This is a genomic window from Trichocoleus sp. Lan (assembly GCF_039961855.1).
Taxonomy (GTDB): domain Bacteria; phylum Cyanobacteriota; class Cyanobacteriia; order Cyanobacteriales; family FACHB-T130; genus FACHB-T130.
On sequence record NZ_JAMPKA010000004.1, the window covers coordinates 137,652 to 156,775 of the forward strand.

Genomic DNA, 19,124 nt, shown 5'->3' on the forward strand with positions numbered 1-19,124 from the left:
TATGATTGAATCACTGAACAAAGTAACAGTCTTCCTTCCTAAAGGCGTTGTACATTTACTTGATGCTTGGTTTGGGAAGTTATCATTCATTTTCATCCTGTGTTTTGCAGGCTGATTTCCCCCAAACATCAGAGTCATAAATGTGCAACGCTTTCCCTATGGCTGAAATTTTCAGCCTCTCTACTGAGTGCTACATTCACAATCTAAGATTTAAATTATTCTTGAACCTGAATTGGTAACTTGGCTAAATCTGGCAATTCCACCAGCTGTTTTTCCTGTTCCTTGATAGCGACTGGCAATTTCAGGGGTTGGGGTTTCTCCTCTATCCAACAAGCCGCCGCAGGCAGGCATTGCTCCAGGTCGTCCAACGGTCGAGGAATCACCATTAAAGAATTAAATTCCCCAATCCTCTCGGCTTCTTGCATCCCCGCTTCGACAGCCACGGCGACATCTGCCACGGAACCCCGAATAATCGCGGTACATAAACCACCGCCAATCGTTTCGTAGGAAGACAGATACACTTCTGCTGCTTTGAGCATGGCGTCACAAGCTCCAACCATCGCCGGAAAGCCCCGCGTTTCCAATAAACCAACCGCTTGATTGCTGAGACGGCTGTAACCGTTGTTATCGGTAAGTTGGGATAAGTGTTTCCCAAGCGGAAAAATGACTTCCAAATTTGGCAGGGGGCGAGGAATCACCGAAGAGGAAATATACTGACCAAACTGTTCGGCAGTCTGGGCACCCGCTTCGACGGCTAAACGGACATCGGCAATGCCACCTCGGACAATCGCGGTACAGTAACCACTACCAATTTTCTCAAACCCGATGAGCGTTACCCCAGCGGACTTCAGCATCATATCGGCACAGCCGATGATGGCAGGGAAACTCTGAGTCGAAACCATGCCCAAAGCAGTGTCTTTAAAGCTTTTGGATTGACTTTGCCGCTCAAATCGAGCCAGTCCTGGCTGTTGTACCTCCACCGATGACCTCCCAGAGAAACTATTCTTGCGCCTAACTTTAGTATGCCCACAGTCACAGATTAGTTGATAATTGCTAGTGCTGATAACTGCCAAAAGTCAAAACTATGAACTTTGAGTGTCTTTGGGGGGGTGGTTGGCGGATTTATAGTGAGGAAACAAAGTCGTCAGCAGCCGATTGAGGTTCGCTTGTCCATAGACTGGAGTCCCAGCGGTTGGAGATGACGGCGTTAGCTCGTTCGGGGTGTCTTCGCTGCTGGATGTGGAGAGAGTAGAAGCGATCGCTTGCCCATTTTGAGTTTCCTCGCCAGTGGATGCTGCGGGGACGTCCTCTTGGTTGACTTGCGGATCTAAAACAGCCTCGCTGGAAGCGGCAGTTGGGGTGTCGGCAGTTGGGGTGTCAGCAGTTGGAGTATCGGCAATTTGACGAGTGTTATCTCCGAACAGAGAACCCGGTGGCACGACTTGCCAAGACTCCACGTTACTGTTAAAAACCGTCGTCGTGGAACCGATGCAGGCATTCGCACCAATCTTGCTTTTGCCGACGACAAGGACGCCAGCTCCCAATACTGCCCCTGTTTCCACTTCTATGGTGCCTTCGTAGGCATGAAGAATAGTTCCCATGCCGATGCAGACACCCGCAGCAATGATAATTTTACTGTCTGGAGCTGCTTGCAGGATCGCTCCCGGAGCGATCGCAGCACCGTCTTCAATGCTTACATCCCCTTTCACATAAACTTGAGAGTTGCCAAGTGGCGGCAGTAGCGGCAAGTGCATGGGGCTAGAAAGTAAGGAGTGGCGAAATAACTTTTGGCTGAAGGAACAAGAATTGAATTTTTCTTTTTTACCCTTCATCCCTGCTAAAGGATGAAGAATGAAATTTTTCATTCTTCATCCTTACATTCTTCATCCTTGTTCTAGCGGCTACCGCTCTTCGCTGGCTGTTGAATCAGCAACGGTTTGTTGACGCGACGCTTGGCTTTGGGGTCAATTCCAAAGAAGCGTACGTACTCTCCGGCGTGGCTAGCCATGCAAGCTTCCAAAGCAGCGATCGCTTCTACTTCCCGATTTGTTTCAATCGGAGAGCAAGTGTGCCAAGAACTGGTGCGGAAGCGGCGCTCATCGGCGTGTTCCGTGCCAATCTTGTAGCCTTGAGCCAATATATTTCGCACCTGCTCAATCGCTTCTGAATTTAACAGAGAACTGTTTTCAATCTGCGGAGCGCTGGCTGTTGAACTCTTAGCTGTTGAACTATTGGCTGGGGCAGTTTTAGCACTCTTGGGCGTGGGTGCGCCGTCGGGACGTTGGATAATTTGCTCTAGCACCCGTCGCTTGGCTTTGGAGTCAATGCCAATCAAGCGCACGTATTCACCTGGGTGTTCGGCTACGATCGCTTCTAACGCTGCGATCGCTTCTGACGCTGACCGAGCTTCGATTGCTTTCCCACTCGTCCAGGAACTGGTGCGGAAGCGGCGTTCGTTCGCATATTCGGTACTAATCTTGTAGCCTTGATTCAGCAGGCTTTGCACTTGTTGTGCCAAGTCGCCGCCGAGCTGTGCGCTAGCGGTGTTAGCCGGTGATTGGGCGCTACCGTTATTAGATTTAGTGTTAGCAGTTTTAGTTGCTTTGGCTTGTGTGGGTGCCTGCCCGTCGGGACGTTGGATAATTTGCTCTAGCACCCGTCGCTTGGCTTTGGAATCGATGCCAATCAAGCGCACGTATTCACCTGGGTGTTCGGCTACGATCGCTTCTAACGCTGCGATCGCTTCTGATGCCGACCGAGCTTCGATTGGTTTTCCACTCGTCCAAGAACTGGTGCGGAAGCGGCGTTCGTTCGCATATTCGGTACTAATCTTGTAGCCTTGATTCAGCAAGCTTTGCACTTGTTGTGCCAAGTCCCCACCCTGGAAGCTAGGTGTGTTAGCCGGTGATTGGGTGCTACCGTTATTAGATTTAGTGTTAGCAGTTTTAGTTGCTTTGGCTTGTGTGGGTGCCTGCCCGTCGGGACGTTGGATAATTTGCTCTAGCACCCGTCGCTTGGCTTTGGAGTCAATGCCAATCAAGCGCACGTATTCACCTGGGTGTTCGGCTACGATTGCTTCTAACGCTGCGATCGCTTCTGACGCTGACCGAGCTTCGATTGCTTTCCCACTCGTCCAGGAACTGGTGCGGAAGCGGCGTTCGTTCGCATATTCGGTACTAATCTTGTAGCCTTGATTCAGCAGGCTTTGCACTTGTTGTGCCAAGTCGCCGCTAAAAGAGGCACTCGTCGAGACTGATGTAGCAGCACGGCGATCGCGCCCACCTTGGTTGGGTTGACTCATCTCATCCCGAATAGGTGTAATACACGCAGTATCTCCAGCACACAGATAGCCAGCTCTTAGTGCCTCATTAATCCCAACGACATGACGGCTAAAGTCGGTATCTTGTGCTTGCACATCCGATAGGCGGTCAGCTTGCTGCTGATTGGTAATCACCGCTCCCGAAGGGACATACTTTCCTGGAGGAATCTCTACATCCTGAATCAAGGCGTGCATCATCACAATGCAGCCTTTGCCCACCCTAGCGTTAAATACCGTAGAGCGGAAGCCAATAAAGCAATTATCCCCGACATAAGCGGGGCCGTGAATCAAAGACATATGGGTTAAGGAAGCATTCTTCCCGACCCACACCGAGTATTCCTGATTGTCATCCCCAACGACTCGACCTTGTTCCAAACCGTGAACCACGACACCATCTTGGATATTCGTGCCTTCGCCGATGTAGAATGGCGCTCCTTCATCGGCTCGGATCGAAGTTCCCGGTGCAATTAACACCTGAGGGCCAATCCGCACATCTCCAATAATGTTGGAAAAAGAATGCACGTAAGCGCTTGCGTCAATCTTCGGTTCCGCCAAACTTTTTGACCAAGGGGTCGGGGGAGCCGCAAAGCTGCGGGCTGCCATATCTCTAAACCTCACTAACTGAACAAAGTAACTAACGATATTGTTCTTTCTTGCTGTACAGGAGGCGATTGTCTACACTGACCGTGTCAATAATCGCCACCACCATCGCATCGAGAGGACGCTTTTCGCTGCCATCTACAATCCGGGCAGCACTCCCACGGCTAACCAGAACCCACTCATCTATACCAGCGCCTACCTGATCGCCAGCTACCTCGTATTGGGGTAGGATCTGCCCCTCTTCATCAATAAATTGCAACAGCAATAGCTTGACGCCTCGAAGGCCAGGCTCTTTATGGGTGCTAACAACCGTGCCACGAACTTTGGCAATTTGCATGATCGGTAATTGGGGAAAAAAGGAAACAAGGTAATTGGTAATTGGGAAAAAGGTCTTTTCCCATTACCGATGACCCATTACCCCTTACCCATGACCTAATCTTACGGCCTATTGAAAGGACGAATGCCACTAACACTTTCCCGGAATTGTTCAACAGCTTCCGTGTAACGAATGGGCAGAACGTACTCCAGGTTCTCGTGGGGACGCGCAATAATGTGAGTGGACAGTACTTGACCGCCATTCACTCGCTTCACGGAATCAACGCCCGCCGATACAGAAGCCTGTACTTCCGAGACATCTCCCCGAACGATCACGGTGACGCGACCGCTGCCAATTTTTTCATAACCCACTAGCGTGACGCGGGCAGCTTTTACCATCGCATCCGCAGCTTCCACAACGGCAGGAAAGCCTAGTGTTTCAATCATTCCAACTGCAATTGCCATCAGTTCTTCCTTCGCTTAATTTAAGTGTTTTGACTTGAAAATTTGGACTTTTCGGGGTTTCGAGTTGAGACGCGACCTAAAAATATATAAGGGAACACCGCCACCGGAGCGCTGCTGGCGTCTTCACCCTCCTTACGTCCGGAACTGTTCGACAACTTCCGTGTATCGAATCGGTAGCACATACTCCAGGTTCTCATGAGGACGCGCAATGATGTGAGTGGACAGAACTTCTCCGCCATTCACGCGCTTGGCTGCATCCACTCCGGCGGATACTGACGCCTGCACCTCAGACACATCCCCCCGAACAATTACCGTTACCCGGGCACTGCCAATTTTTTCATAGCCTACCAGTGTAACTCGAGCCGCTTTAACCATCGCATCCGCAGCTTCTACAATCGCTGGAAAGCCCTTGGTCTCAATCATTCCAACCGCAATTGGCATTTATTATCTCCTACCTAGTGGGACCTACACTCGCCTTAATTTGTACTTCTTGTAAAATTTGGACGAGGACACCCATTCTTTCATCTCAAGAACTATCGCTTAGCCTCGCATCATTAAGCATAGAGAAGCGAGGCTTACTTGACAATATAAACTATTATGATATTTTTATATTAAAGAGTTTAAGAAAACTTAACGGTCGTCAAAATGGCGTTTCTGTTCAATAAAAGCTTATCCGTTTCTGGAATGCTTCCTTATGTTTTATAATTTCTTTATTACTTTTGAATAGTCTACAGGATTATCTCCTGTAAACCGCACTGGGGGGGATTTTCAAAAAAAAATGAAGACTTTCCTAGGGCTTAGTCCGTGTCAAAATTAGACACTAATAAGCTAAAGCTTTTCAAGGTATAAATTTTTCAAATTTGCTTTATAAACATAGGTATAGTAGGTAAACATACCGATGTTTTTAATAGCTATGAGGAGAGTTCAAGATGAGTATAAATAATTTTTGGAGTTCTCAAGTGTTAATTTACAGCAAAAAAACGTCATACTGAAAAAAAAATAAACCTATTAATCTGACGTTTACAAGATCGCCATAGTTTGCCTGGGAACTACTTCCGAGTGCCTCTTGGTGAGCAAGTCGATTGATGAAGAAAATAGCAAGGGCTTTCCTAATATGACAGAGTTTCTCACCCAGACAAGTTGGTGGGTGCCTTTCTATGGATTACTGGGGGCAGTTCTTACCCTGCCGTGGTCAACTGGATTTATTCGTCGGACAGGCCCACGCCCAGCAGCTTACTTTAACCTGTTGATGACTATCTTGGCGTTTGTACACGGCACGATTGTCTTCAGAAGTACCTGGAACCAAGAGCCGATAAAGCTTGTATTCCATTGGCTACAGGTGGCAGATTTAGATCTGACCGTTGCTTTGGATATCTCAGCCGTAAGTGTTGGGGCAATGGAGCTAGTGACGGGCTTAAGCCTCCTGGCGCAACTGTTTGCCTTGGGGTATATGGAGAAAGACTGGGCATTAGCTCGCTTCTTTGCCTTGATGGGATTTTTTGAAGGGGCGATGAGTGGCTTAGCCATTAGCGACTCTTTGTTTCTCACCTATGCCTTGTTGGAAGTGCTGACCCTTTCCACCTATTTACTGGTAGGGTTCTGGTATGCTCAGCCGCTAGTGGTGACAGCCGCGCGAGATGCCTTCCTAACCAAGCGGGTGGGAGACATCTTGCTATTGATGGGGGTGGTAGCGCTATCGACTGTAGCAGGAACCTTGGATTTTCCCGATTTATATGAGTGGGCGGAAACGGCTACCTTATCGCCATTAACATCCACGTTATTAGGATTGGCATTGATTGCTGGGCCGGTGGGAAAATGTGCCCAATTCCCGCTGCATCTTTGGCTAGATGAGGCGATGGAAGGGCCTAACCCGGCTTCAATCTTGCGAAACTCGGTCGTGGTGGCTTGTGGTGCTTATGTGCTGATTAAACTCCAGCCAATCTTAATCCTTTCCCCGGTGGCTTCGGCGACCTTGGTGGCGATTGGCACAATGACGGCGATTGGTGCTTCGTTGGTGGCGATCGCGCAAATTGATATTAAACGAGCTTTATCCCATTCCACCAGCGCTTACTTGGGTTTGGTGTTTATCGCCGTCGGGTTGCAATGGACGGGTTTTGCCCTGATGTTGCTGTTTGCCCACGCGATCGCCAAAGCGTTATTGTTCATGAGTATCGGTTCCATCATCATCACCACCAACAACCAAAACCTTACCGAAATGGGCGGTCTCTGGTCGCGGATGCCAGCGACCACCACTGCCTTTTTGGTCGGCAGCGCTGGATTAGTCGGACTCTTACCATTGGGAGGCTTTTGGGCGCTGCGCCTGGGGATTGATGACTTTTTCACAAACCAACCGTGGCTGGTAGCAGTCTTGCTCTTAGTTAACTGCCTGACTGCCGTAAATTTAACTCGCGTGTTTCGTCTGGTTTTCTTGGGCGAACCCCAGGCAAAAACTCGCAGGGCACCAGAGGTTCCTTGGCCGATGGCTGTGCCGATGGTGTCTTTGATCGTAGTCACACTGCTCGTCCCTGTGATGATGCAGCGCTTGTCACTGCTGCCTGATTGGGAATATCTCAACCAACAAGCGTTGCTGCTACTGGTGCTTTCCGGCTTAATTGGCACAGTTCTAGGAAGCGTGATTTATCTACCCAGAACTTGGTCTAGATCCGTTCGGATTCCCTTCAGATTTCTGCAAGACTTGTTCGCCTACGACTTTTATATTGACCGACTTTACCGCGTGAGTGTGGTTTTTGCAGTTGACCGACTTTCGCGGTTAAATGCTTGGATCGATCGCTATGTAGTAGATGGATTCGTTAACTTGGTTGGCGTTGCCACAATTTTCAGCGGGCAAAGCTTAAAGTACAACGCTACAGGTCAGTCCCAGTTTTATTTACTCACCATCCTCGTAGGATTAAGCGTTTTAAGCATTCTCATACTCTGGCCCATTTTAAGTGTTTTGAGTTCCGAGTTGTCCTTAGGTAATTGGTAAGAGGGAATGGGTAATGGAATCCCCAATCCATTCCCTCTTACCCTTACGACCAACTACCAACTACCCATTAAAAATTACCCGTTCCCTAGTATGCTCAGTGCTTTGATTTGGTTGCCGGTAATAGGCGCTGCGATAATCGGGTTTCTGCCCGGAACCATGAACCCGCAAGTCCCCCGGAAAGTGGCTCTGGCTGTTATTAGTGGTGTCTTTATCTGGTCTATTTTCCTAGTGAGCCAGTTTCAATATACAGAGGGACTGTTACAGTTTTCTGAGTTTATCCCTTGGATTGACACCTTAGGATTGACCTACCATCTCGGTGTGGATGGCTTGTCTTTGCCTTTGCTCGTTTTAAATAGTCTTTTAACAGGAATAGCGCTTTACAGCACGAATGACTCTATTCAGAGACCTCGGTTCTATTACGCTCTAATTTTATTGTTGAATGGGGCTGTCTCTGGTGCCTTTTTAGCGCAGGATTTGCTGTTGTTTTTCCTCTTTTATGAGGTAGAACTGATTCCGCTGTATCTGTTGATTGCTATCTGGGGAGGACAACGGCGAGGCTACGCAGCCACAAAGTTTCTTATTTATACGGCAGTCTCTGGAATTCTAATTTTGGCATCTTTCTTTGGGTTAGTGCTACTCAGTGGTGCCTCAACGTTTGAATTTGAAAAATTGTATGCCCTGTCCCTACCCTTGGGAACACAATTTCTGCTGTTGGCAGGAATTTTGGTAGGCTTTGGCATCAAAATTCCTTTAGTTCCCTTCCACACCTGGTTGCCGGATGCTCACGTAGAAGCCTCAACGCCCGTTTCCGTCCTGTTGGCTGGTGTGTTGTTGAAGTTAGGAACCTATGGGTTACTGCGGTTTGGATTGGGTTTGTTCCCTGAAGCGTGGGCGGTTGTAGCACCTTGGTTAGCGACTTGGGCGGTCGTGAGCGCGTTGTATGGTGCATTCAATGCGATCGCTCAAAAAGATATGAAAAAAATGGTGGCTTATAGCTCCATTGCTCACATGAGTTACATCCTATTAGCCGCCGCCGCCGCCACCCCCCTAAGCCTGATGGGAGCCGTCTTCCAAATGATTGCCCACGGCTTAATTTCATCGCTCCTGTTTCTGGTGGTAGGTGTCGTTTACAACAAGACAGGCACCCGCGATATAGAAACTCTCAAGGGTTTGCTCAATCCAGAGCGCGGCTTGCCCCTAATTGGTAGCTTGATGATAGTCGGGGTCATGGCAAGTTCCGGGATTCCCGGCATGGTAGGTTTTATTTCAGAATTTTTGGTATTCCGGGGCAGTTTCCCCGTGTTTCCGGTTCAAACCCTCCTGTGTCTGGTGGGAACAGGTTTAACCGCCGTGTACTTTTTGCTTTTGGTTAACCGCGCCTTTTTCGGACGCCTGTCTGAAAAAGCTATGAATTTGCCACCCGTCCAGTGGAGCGATCGCTACCCGGCGATGCTTTTAGCAGTTCTGATTGTCATCCTGGGAATACAGCCTAACTGGATGGTGCGTTGGAGTGAATCCACGATGACAGCCATGCTCAACCGATCGAGTATGGTCGCGGAAGTTTCTCCGATTGCTAAATCGGTGGATATCAAAACCGAATAGACCGAATACCCCAACCTTCTTCCCGACCAGGGAAGCGGGAAAATGACTCCTCTCCCCTCTTAGGGAAGGAGTCGGGGGAGTCAATCAGCAGGCAGTTCTGAAAATATTTCCTCTTTTAATTTTTTCATACACATTTTACGGTTACGAATAAGTCTCATGCCAAGCACCGCTTTAAAATTCTCAAATCACCCTCTAGCCGCGTATATTAACCGGCTGCAATCTGGAAAAGCTTTACTTGAGGATACGCCAGAGAATGTATTAGAAGTTGTCGGCATTCTCAAAAGCTATGGAATCGTCCTGGATGCTTATTATAAAAATCTCCTCTACATTGCCGACCATCAATTCTTAGTGCTGTTTCCCTTCTTTAAATACTTCAATGGCGAGATTACTTTTAAGAAGTTGCTGCGCCATTGGTGGCACGACCGGATTAATTATGAGTACGCTGAGTACGTGATGAAGGTGATGCTATGGCACGGTGGCGGTAGTATGGATGCTTACTTAGATTCACCGGAGTTTTACCAGCACGCGAGAACCGCAATCGAAGCCAAAATTAAAACAAACTTGCCCATTAGAGGTCTGGACAAACTGTTTCCAGAGTTTTTGCTCGAACAAGTCCGTCAGCAAGTTTATTACAGCGCTCTCGGTCAATTCTGGGAGGTGATGAGCGAAATGTTTCTCACCTTATCTGACCGCTATGACCGAGGAGAAATCAAATCAATCCCTGATGTGGTAGAACATATCCTGGCGGGTTTGGTCGCAGCGGCGGCTTCGCCAATTACTTACTCAGTAAAAATTCAAGACAAGGTTTATGACATCATTCCCAAATCAGCCGGGTTAACCTTTTTACCTGATGTCGCTGTGCCCTATGTGGAAACGATTTTCTTTAGAGGGACGCCTTTCTTAGGAACGGTTTCCTATAATGCCCAGGCTCAGCAAATTTCTCCCGATCAAAGTAGATTTGAATACGGCGCTCTCTATGCCGATCCACTGCCGGTTGGCGGTGCTGGAATTCCACCGACGCAACTGATGCAAGATATGCGTCATTTTATACCCGAATATTTATACGAGTTATACCGTCGCAGCCTTCGGGGAGAAGATGATTTGCGGGTGCAAATTTGCATCAGTTTCCAAAAGTCGATGTTTTGCGTGACGACTGCTGCAATTTTGGGACTTGCACCCCACCCCATTGACACCACCGATCCCTCTGAGCAAGCAGCGAATCAAGCTTATTTAGCGAAATGGATGGATCGGTTTATCACCTCGCGCTTAAATGACGTGAATGGTTAAAGAGTCGATTACTGGTTAATGTTGATTTGAGAAGTAGGGGCATGGTAGTTTCATGCCCTTACAGATATTTAAAACACGATCGACACAGCACTCAATTCACTCTTCGTTTTTGAAAACTTGTGTCGCGAGCAAAGCTAAGGCAACGGTACTAGCGATCGCGCCCAACTGGAGAGCAGGATTTTTAGCCAACCAGTCAGAAACGCTCGGTATCACCAGATTGCTAAAATCTCCATCAACTCTAGTATCGCCGGGAACAGGCTCATAAAGGTTGTTCCGATCGCTTGGGGACTTCGGCTCGTTGGTGCGTTGAGCTTGGAAGCCAACGAGCAGCAACAAAGAATCCACCAGTTCCGGCGATAGCCGCTGTAGCGCATCTAGCGCTCTAGCAGCATCCCCAACCAAGAAGTCACGAGTTGGATGTTCAGCGACGTAGAGGATCGCGTCAGCGACCAGCCTGGGGTCATAGTAGGGCGGTATCCCTGACGGCTTCACGCCTAGCTTGGTGAGACCATTGTTCCAGAAGGGTGTATTGATCACCGCTGGTTTCACACTCGTCACGCTGATGGGAATACCCTCATGTTGCAGCTCAACGCGCATCGCTTCTAGGAATCCTTCGATCCCATGCTTTGCTGCGGAGTATGCACTTTGGTAAGGGAGACTTCGCAAGCCCTCCATTGAAGAGATGTGGATTAGCGCCCCCTGTCTCTCTCGCTTGAGATGGGGTAGCGCCGCCATTGCACCGTATACCTGCCCCATCAAGCTAACATCAATAACGCGCTTAAACTCTTCTGGTGTGGTGTTGTCGAATGTGGCAAAGATGCCCACGGCAGGGAGGTGTACCCAGGTATCGAGCCGCCCGTATACCTCTACGGTACGATCTGCGATCGCCTTCACCTGCTCGAATTCTGACACATCAGCTACCACAGCCGTTGCTTCACCACCAAGGCTACGAATCTCGTCCATCAAGGATGCTAGCTTCGACTCACTACGAGCTGAGACAACTAACTTTGCCCCTTTCTTGGCGAACTGAAGGGCTGTCTCGCGCCCGATGCCGCTGCTCGCCCCAACGACGGCAACAACCTGCTGATTGATTGGTTTTAGTTGCATTAATGCTACTCCTTAAAGTTTTTATGCCAAAAAATTCACCTTAAAGGTAAAGTTTTTCTAGAACGTTTGGTCTAATTGGAATCTACAAAATTAACTTTTCAATAATTACATCATACTAAGCAATAGAGAAACAAACATTGTACTTAAGCAGAGTTAAAAGCGCTCTGGATATTGTAAAAATCAAAAATTAGGATCTTGCCTGATTCCTCATCAGTTAAAAGGGGCATATTGTAAGCCGCGAGCGCTTGCTCAATCTACTGATAACTATTCAGACAAATTTATGTGCTTCTAAGCAGAATAATTACTATGCCTTCACTCAACTTCTACCCAAAGCATGGTTTAGCATTAAGCTACGAAGTGCCCGTAGATACATAGAGCTTTAAATTCACGATGAACAAAGTTTTTTATTTGCAGGAATAATAAATTTTCATCCTATTTGTGGATTTTGCTAGTCTCATCTTTAGATATGTTGCATTTATAGGTATTCGCAGGATTCACATAAAGCATTATGGCTGATAAAACTAGGAAAGCAGACAACGAAGGCAATACACGCAAACAAGGAAATCTTTCAGATATACCCATTGAAGATACTGACCTAGTTTCAGATATCCCCGTAGAAGATACTGGCGAACCAATTATTTCAGATTTACCCCAGGCAATTACTGAATCCTTGGGAACGGGTGTTGCCCAAGAGCCAGGACTAGAAATTGGTGGGCGAACCATGCGCGATCGCATGGAGCAGTACACATCGGCTGGCCCAGAACTAACCGGAGGAGATATCGATGCCCGTTGGGATCAGGCGGAAGCGGTTGGTGACGAAGCAGTAGGGGGAACTGTTGCGACTCCCGATCAGAATGTTGTTGACGAACTCGGAGTTGCTGTTGGGCTTGATTATGACGACGGCGTATCTCTTCAGACAAACGATATTTTGGAGTCACGGGACGCTGGTCGATGGGAGTTAGACCCCATGTCTGCGGAAGATTATCCGGAGCATTGAGTATTGTGTGGAGCGCGATCGCATTTTCAGTGAGATTCCAGTAAACCCTTGCAATCAGGGAACTCCCAGAAAAAAATTATCAATCTAGATTAATCCTAACTAAGAGCAGTTTATGGCAACCCCAGATCCCGACACCAAACCAATAGACCTAGAAATCACTGGAAACATTGATACACCAGATACACCATCGATGCCAGCTCCAGATGCCTATGTTAATTTAGGCGATTCGGCAAGCAACCCGCTAATTATTTCGCCACTGTCGGAAGAAGCAGAAGCAACGGACTACCAGGAAGAGACTGAAGATGCCGAACGCTCAACAGCAGCTAGTGAGGGAGAGTGACTTCTGTTGGCAGGGTTCGCAGGGCGATCGCTCCGAGTACAACAACACTTGCGATCGCGCCCCACTTGAAAGCGGGATTTTTATCCACCCAGTCGGTAAGGCTCGGTATCGCTAAGTTGCTAAAATCTCCCTTAACCCGGTCATGGGTTGGGACAGGCTCGTAAAGATTGTTTGGCGCATCGTCTGATTTTGGCTCGTCGGTGCGCTGGAGTTTGAAGGCAACTCGCTGCAATATGGCATCTACCAGTCCAGGCGAAAGCCGTTGCAGGAAATCTATCGTTCTCGCCGCATCCCCAACGAGGAAGTCACGAGTGGGATGTTCGGCAACGTAGAGAACCGCGTCAGCCACTAAACTCGGTTCGTAGAAAGGCGGGAGGCTAGCTGGCTTCACACCTAACCGGGTGAGTGCATTGTTGTACAGAGGTGTGTTGACGGCAGCGGGTTTGACACTCGTGACGCTGATGGGGATTTTCTCATGTTGCAGTTCGACGCGCAGGGATTCAATAAATCCCTCCATACCGTGCTTTGCCGTGCAGTAGGAACTCTGAAGCGGGAGACTGCGCCTGCCCAAGACGGAAGAGAGATGGATCAGCGCCCCTCGCCCCTCACGCTTGAGATGGGGTATCGCCGCCATCGCACCGTATGCTTGCCCGATTAGCCCGACATCAATGACGCGCTTGAACTCTTCTGGTTTTGTCTTATCGAAGGCGGCATAAACGGCAATCGCGGGGCAATGCACCCAGGTATCGAGTCGCCCGTACACCTCTACAGTACGGTCTGCGATCGCTTTCACCTGCTCGAATACCGTCACATCAGCGACGATAGCAGTTGCCTCACCACCAAAGCCCTGAATCTCTTCCACCAAGGACGCTAGCTTCGATTCACTGCGAGATGAAACAACGACCTTTGCGCCTTTCTTGGCAAACTGGAGGGCTGTTTCCCGCCCGATGCCGCTGCTCGCTCCCACGACTGCAACGACCTGCTGATTGATTGGCTTCAGTTGCATCAATGCTACTCCTTAAAGTTCTCATTAAAAATTCTTCACCCCTGGAGGTGAAGTCAATCTAGAAATGCTTGATTTAATTGAAATCTACGAGTTCAACTTCTACCCAATAAATAAGCCAGAGCCAGCGTGCCTACATCAGCCGCAGGGTTGACAGTTGTCTAAGCACCAACTCCAGCGAGAAACTGGCTCAACTCAGCACTGAAAATTTCTGGGCGTTCGACATGGGGTAAGTGACCGCAGTCGGGGATTAAGGCGAGGTGTCCTTGCTTTAGGCGGCTAACCGCGTCGTGAGCTTGCTCTTTTGGAAGAACCAAATCTTCAGTCCCCCAGACGACAAGAGTCGGCATCGGTAGCTGCCCTAGAGAGTCGAGAAACACTTGATGCTGTCCAAATACATTAAGCTGGGCGCGCAGCGAGGTCAGAGTAGCTTGAAGAAAACCGGGCATCTGAGACATTCGCTCTTGCTCTGCTATCCACACCGCGGGAGCCTGCGCGGGGTGGGCGAAAAACAGTGTCGCCCGTAACCAAGACCGCATCTTAGCACCAAGAGGCGTTTGGCACCCAATGATCGCTACATCCCCATACCCAGGTAAAGTTAACTGGGACAGTAACGGGCTAACTGCGTAACCAAGCCCGGAACTATCTACCAGCACCAAAGCTGCGACTTGTTCCGGACGGGATAGGGCAAAGCGTAATGCAACTTGACCGCCTAGGGAGTTGCCAACCAGCACCGCCCGCTCAATTCCAAGCGCATCAAGAAAATCGACCAAGAACTGCTTAAGAAACTCTGGCGTATACTCAAGAGATGGTTTGGCACTATCACCGAAACCGGGAAAGTCCGGTGCATAGACACGATAGGTAGCTCCCAGTTTGGGAAGCACCCAAGACCAATCAAGAGCGCTGGCACTATCTCCATGTAGCAGCACTAACGGTAGACCATCATCACCTGCTTTAAAGTAGCGAATACTTAAACCGCTTACATTGATTCGCCGCTCTTTAACTTTGGTTTTCACGCTTGGCTCCAATGTAAATTATGAATAGTTATTAGTGTTGAATGAGCATTCAACCGAATGCGATCGCTATCGCCCTTAAGTGTGATGAGCGCCGTTGACTCTCACAACTTCGCCAGTGACGTAGCTGCTTGCGCTCGGTGAAAGCAGGAATGCAACTGCCCAAGCAACTTCCTCCGGTTTACCGAAGCGACGAAGCGGAATCTCGGACACAATGCGCTCTTTCACCTTATCTGGCACCGACTTAACCATATCAGTCTCAATAAATCCCGGTGATACAGCGTTGACTCGTACCCCATAACGAGCCGCCTCTAAAGCGAGGGACTTGGTTAAACCAATCACAGCCGCCTTGGTTGCGGCGTAGTTCGTTTGACCGATGTTTCCCCGCTCACCCGAAATCGAGCTAATGCAAACCACAGAGCCTTCTTTCCGCTCGTACATCTTGGGGATAACGGGCATCAAGGTGTTGTAAACTCCTTTCAAGTTAGTGTCAATTACGGTATCCCAGTCTTGGGTCGTCAGTTTGGGAAAAAAGTTGTCTTGGGTAATCCCAGCATTCGCCACAATCCCATAAATCGACCCTAGTTTCTGTTCAACCTGTTCTGCTACTGCTTCCATCGCTGCCTTGTCGGTTACATCAGCTTGAATTGCGATCGCTCCATGCTGACCATTAATAGAGCTAATACTGCGGTGGGTGTAAGCTACTTTAGCTCCCAGCTCCTCCAGCAAACTGACGATAGCGGCTCCTATCCCTCTACTACCGCCCGTTACCAAGATGACTTTATCTTCCAGTCCCAAAGACACCATGAGCCACTTTCACCCCTATTTCTATTACTGATTCCAGTGTCTTCGCCTGTAGTTGAGCCACAGTGAAACCCAACAAATGCTTATGAATGTTGTGAGCTAGCGGTTCAGATCCCCGACTTCTTTGAGAAGTCGGGGATCTCGCCTTCACGAATCATTTAGGACTGCTATAAGAGCCGTAAATTATTGCAATTAGGCTGACATTTCTTGCTGAATCTTGCTCTTGGCAGCTTTAAATTCAGTAGCCATTTGCTCTTTCTGCTCAGCGCTGCAATTTTTGTCAATCGCCGTGAACATCGTAAATTCCTCTTGGCGAATGTGGTCGCCAACCACATCCATCAAGTCTTTAATTTTCGATCTGAACTCGTCGGCATTAGTGGGGTCAATCGCCTTAATCTCATCGAGCATCTGCTTCATTTGCGCTTGCTCGTCGTAAAGCTCTTGAGTGTTGTCATCGCCGTAGAACGAGCGTACTTTCGGGTACACGACTTCTTCTTCTGCTTGAGCGTGTGCTAATAAATCTTTGTAGATTTGCCCGAAATACTCTTGGAGCTTTTGAGGATCTTTTGTCGCTCCAACTTCAGTGAAAATTGTATTCACTTTCTCGTGATCCAGCCGGATAAGGGTCTGGATATTCATATCTTGCTTGTCAGTGTTTTGCGTAACCACACTGCCAGCTACACCTGATAGGGCAGCAACTGCATCTTGCACCCTTGCCCAGAGTCCCTGATGCGCGTCTTGACCCGTCATTTCGCGGACTCCCACCTGTTCGAGCATCCCCTTGAGCTGTTCTTGGTGAGCGCGACCCTCGAAGTTGACAGTATTGAGAGGCCCAATTGCCACTTCAATATCCGCCCCTACTACCTGAGCGGCTTTGTGGATCATGATTCCACTCATGGCTTGACCATGCTTCATCAGTTCGTGGTGAATGAGTTTCTGATAATAAGTAAACTCATCGCCGGACATCATCTGCTCAAACTGCGGAATAAATATCTTGGTTGCAGCACTAGGTTCGGATTGAATGCCGTATTGAACGATTACAGTGTCTATAATGCCCAGATTTTTCTGGTCATCCGAAAGCATATTTTGGAGACGTTCGCGAACATCTTCATAAGGGCAGGCATCAATGAGTTTTTGATCGTTAGAAATGATTAAACTTTGAAAGGCTCTCAGGTCTGCCAATCTTTCGCCAATCGCCATCCGCTTTGTATCGTCTATTGTTGTAACCATGCTTTGTTATCCTGTAGGAAAATAATCTGATTGATACCCGCTTCATCGCAGAGATAATGTAGCTCAATACAAGTTACCCAAATATTACTCACAGAGCTTTTAGAGGCGTTGTTCACCCCTTGCTTTGAGAACCCGAACGAACACCATTACCTTAGTTCTGGAAATGGGTTATTTCAAGCGAAAAAAACATTGAATATCTTGATTTTGTCGTTAATCCAGTTCTCTTCCACCTAGCCCAGGTTAGATGTTTTGGTTTAGTCCACGAAAAGCTGAGTTGGATTACAGATCCAAGAATTCTACGGCTTTACGTTGTAAGAGGATGTTTGAAAAGTGCTTTTTCAAACGCTATGGGTTAGAGATCCTCCTAAATCCTCCTTAAAAAGGAGGACTTTGAAGATTTTCCCCTCTTGTTTAGGGGGGATCTCCAAGATTTCAGCGTCACATAGATAATTCAAACATCCTCAAAATGCCTTGGAAGCGTCAATTATCAAAGCCGCTCAATTGCGATCGCAGTTCCGCCACCAGTTCCATGACACACCGATGCCAGTCCCATCTGTCCATTTCGCTCCTGTAAGGCGTTGAGCAGCGTGACGATAATTCGCGCCCCCGACGCACCGATGGGATGCCCCAGCGCGATCGCTCCTCCATAGACATTCAGCTTCTCGTAAGGAATGCCCAGCTTTCGGTTGAACAACACGCTGCTTAAAGCAAAAGCCTCGTTGTTCTCGAACAAGTCAAAGTCGTAGATTCTCATCTTGAGCTTGTCTAAAAGCTTGTTGACTGCCAAAATCGGAACTTCCGGGAAGCGCCAAGTTTCTCCGCCTATCGACGCTCCCCCAAGGATGCGAGCTATAGGTTTGAGTTTATAGCGTTCCACCGCCGTTTTACTTGCCAAAACTAAACCTGCGGCTCCATCGGATATCTGACTGCTGTTTCCAGCCGTGAACACCCCATCTTCCCGAAAAGCAGGTTTTAGCTTGGCAAGGCTCTGCAAGGTGGTTTCGGGGCGAATTCCCTCATCTTTGTCCACGAGTTGCAAACCTTTTTTGCCCTCTATTTTTATTGGTGCGATCTCCTTGTTGAACCAGCCGTTCTCGGTTGCGATCGCTGCCCTAGCTTGTGAATATAGCGCTACTTCGTCCAAATCCTGCCGCGTCACTTGGTAAGCTTCCGCCAGCCGCTCAGCTTGCTCTCCCATCGTTTCGGTGGTCGTGGAATCGGTAAGACCGTCCTCAAGTAAAATATCCCTGAGTTGCTCTGGCGCACCCAGTAGCGTTTTATACCCCCATCTAGCTCGATGCGATAGGAAAAACCCTGCCTGGGACATGGATTCCATGCCGCCAGCAAGTACGATTTCCGCTTCGCCAGAGCGGATAGCTGTGGCGGCGTTCATCACGCTCATCATTCCCGACGAACACACCATATCCACTGCATACCCGTTCACCGTCTGGGGAATCCCGGTTTTGAAAGCTGCCTGACGGGGCAAAGACTGCCCGTGTCCCGCCCTGAGTACATTACCAAAGATATATAGGTCTAAAGCTTCCCCCGAAACTTCTGCCCGATCCAACGCTGCTTGCATGACGTGGGCACCTAATTCTACTGGGGAAAAACCCGCTAACGCACCTCCGAACCGACCGAGCGGTGTCCGTACTGCCGAGACAATATAGGCTTCTTGCATACATCCTCATTATTTTTTACAATGTCAGGTCTTGTAACTTTACTAACTTAAGGCGGGATATTTCTTGAGGCTACTTTCATTAGTTTCAGGAAGGTTTCACCATCTACAATAAAGTCGAAATCAAGCCAGCAATTGTGATAGCTTCCCGCAGATAAATTAACCCCTATTCTGCGACAAAGGGATTTTTCCCAAGACCGTAACGCCGAAATTCAAGAGACGCTTTTTTGTAAATTATATTTACAATTAACTTAAAAAATTTAGTTTATTTATAAATCATCCATTAGAGCTAATCACCAATTATTATTTGATTAAAATAGTGGACAAGCCATCGGTATTCCATAAGAAAGTAACAGGAGTAACACTAATAGATTGGGCGAA

At 48.4% G+C, this 19,124-nt stretch carries 17 protein-coding genes; 5 read left to right on the top strand and 12 right to left on the bottom strand.

Annotated elements, in window-relative coordinates:
- Positions 1–215: 215 nt before the first annotated feature.
- From NDA03_RS05055 to NDA03_RS05080, 6 genes are all read right to left on the bottom strand, one after another.
- Complete coding sequence (locus NDA03_RS05055) at positions 216–980, bottom strand: BMC domain-containing protein (RefSeq protein ID WP_347275941.1); 765 nt, start codon at positions 978–980, stop codon at positions 216–218.
- A gap of 102 nt (positions 981–1,082) precedes the next feature.
- A complete protein-coding gene (locus tag NDA03_RS05060) occupies positions 1,083–1,865 on the bottom strand; it encodes a transferase (protein WP_348237459.1) in 783 nt (260 codons plus the stop codon).
- Positions 1,866–1,894: 29 nt separating this feature from the next.
- Positions 1,895–3,922 (bottom strand): ribulose bisphosphate carboxylase small subunit, encoded by a 2,028-nt coding sequence (locus NDA03_RS05065; RefSeq protein ID WP_348237460.1) that lies wholly within the window; start codon positions 3,920–3,922, stop codon positions 1,895–1,897.
- A gap of 31 nt (positions 3,923–3,953) precedes the next feature.
- Positions 3,954–4,256, bottom strand: coding sequence for a EutN/CcmL family microcompartment protein (locus NDA03_RS05070; protein ID WP_190412143.1), 303 nt, complete (start codon positions 4,254–4,256; stop codon positions 3,954–3,956).
- Between the two features lie 101 nt (positions 4,257–4,357).
- A complete protein-coding gene (locus NDA03_RS05075; protein ID WP_190412142.1) occupies positions 4,358–4,699 on the bottom strand; it encodes a BMC domain-containing protein in 342 nt (113 codons plus the stop codon).
- Positions 4,700–4,831: 132 nt separating this feature from the next.
- Positions 4,832–5,140 (bottom strand): carbon dioxide-concentrating mechanism protein CcmK, encoded by a 309-nt coding sequence (locus NDA03_RS05080; protein ID WP_190412141.1) that lies wholly within the window; start codon positions 5,138–5,140, stop codon positions 4,832–4,834.
- 673 nt (positions 5,141–5,813) lie between these two features.
- Here NDA03_RS05080 and NDA03_RS05085 point away from each other — a divergent pair.
- The 3 genes from NDA03_RS05085 (at position 5,814) to NDA03_RS05095 (ending at position 10,574) form a co-directional block, all read left to right on the top strand.
- Entirely contained in the window at positions 5,814–7,685 is a 1,872-nt protein-coding gene (locus NDA03_RS05085; protein ID WP_348237549.1) for an NAD(P)H-quinone oxidoreductase subunit F, read from the top strand.
- A 90-nt stretch (positions 7,686–7,775) separates the two neighbouring features.
- On the top strand, positions 7,776–9,287 hold the full coding sequence (locus NDA03_RS05090) for an NADH-quinone oxidoreductase subunit M (RefSeq protein WP_190412282.1): 1,512 nt from the start codon (positions 7,776–7,778) through the stop codon (positions 9,285–9,287).
- Positions 9,288–9,443: 156 nt separating this feature from the next.
- The gene (locus tag NDA03_RS05095; RefSeq protein WP_190528613.1) at positions 9,444–10,574 is read left to right on the top strand and encodes a CO2 hydration protein; all 1,131 of its coding nucleotides are present in this window, start codon (positions 9,444–9,446) and stop codon (positions 10,572–10,574) included.
- Positions 10,575–10,670: 96 nt separating this feature from the next.
- On the opposite strand, the gene NDA03_RS05100 is transcribed toward NDA03_RS05095, so the two are convergent.
- A complete protein-coding gene (locus NDA03_RS05100; RefSeq protein ID WP_348237461.1) occupies positions 10,671–11,681 on the bottom strand; it encodes an SDR family oxidoreductase in 1,011 nt (336 codons plus the stop codon).
- A 508-nt stretch (positions 11,682–12,189) separates the two neighbouring features.
- Between NDA03_RS05100 and NDA03_RS05105 the strand changes: the two genes are divergently transcribed.
- Together NDA03_RS05105 and NDA03_RS05110 are read left to right on the top strand one after the other, a co-directional pair.
- Positions 12,190–12,678, top strand: coding sequence for a DUF6335 family protein (locus NDA03_RS05105; RefSeq protein ID WP_190412138.1), 489 nt, complete (start codon positions 12,190–12,192; stop codon positions 12,676–12,678).
- 112 nt (positions 12,679–12,790) lie between these two features.
- On the top strand, positions 12,791–13,018 hold the full coding sequence (locus NDA03_RS05110) for a hypothetical protein (protein ID WP_190426079.1): 228 nt from the start codon (positions 12,791–12,793) through the stop codon (positions 13,016–13,018).
- On the opposite strand, the gene NDA03_RS05115 is transcribed toward NDA03_RS05110, so the two are convergent.
- The 5 genes from NDA03_RS05115 to phaA form a co-directional block, all read right to left on the bottom strand.
- Positions 13,002–14,024 (bottom strand): SDR family oxidoreductase, encoded by a 1,023-nt coding sequence (locus NDA03_RS05115; RefSeq protein WP_348237462.1) that lies wholly within the window; start codon positions 14,022–14,024, stop codon positions 13,002–13,004. The genes NDA03_RS05110 and NDA03_RS05115 overlap by 17 nt on opposite strands.
- A gap of 158 nt (positions 14,025–14,182) precedes the next feature.
- Positions 14,183–15,037: an alpha/beta fold hydrolase gene (locus tag NDA03_RS05120; protein ID WP_348237463.1), complete on the bottom strand. Its 855-nt coding sequence runs from the start codon at positions 15,035–15,037 to the stop codon at positions 14,183–14,185.
- Positions 15,038–15,112: 75 nt separating this feature from the next.
- Entirely contained in the window at positions 15,113–15,841 is a 729-nt protein-coding gene (gene phaB, locus NDA03_RS05125; RefSeq protein ID WP_348237464.1) for an acetoacetyl-CoA reductase PhaB, read from the bottom strand.
- A 189-nt stretch (positions 15,842–16,030) separates the two neighbouring features.
- A complete protein-coding gene (locus NDA03_RS05130) occupies positions 16,031–17,068 on the bottom strand; it encodes a hemerythrin domain-containing protein (RefSeq protein WP_348237465.1) in 1,038 nt (345 codons plus the stop codon).
- Positions 17,069–17,555: 487 nt separating this feature from the next.
- The gene (gene phaA / locus NDA03_RS05135) at positions 17,556–18,746 is read right to left on the bottom strand and encodes an acetyl-CoA acetyltransferase PhaA (RefSeq protein WP_348237466.1); all 1,191 of its coding nucleotides are present in this window, start codon (positions 18,744–18,746) and stop codon (positions 17,556–17,558) included.
- Positions 18,747–19,124 lie beyond the last annotated feature (378 nt).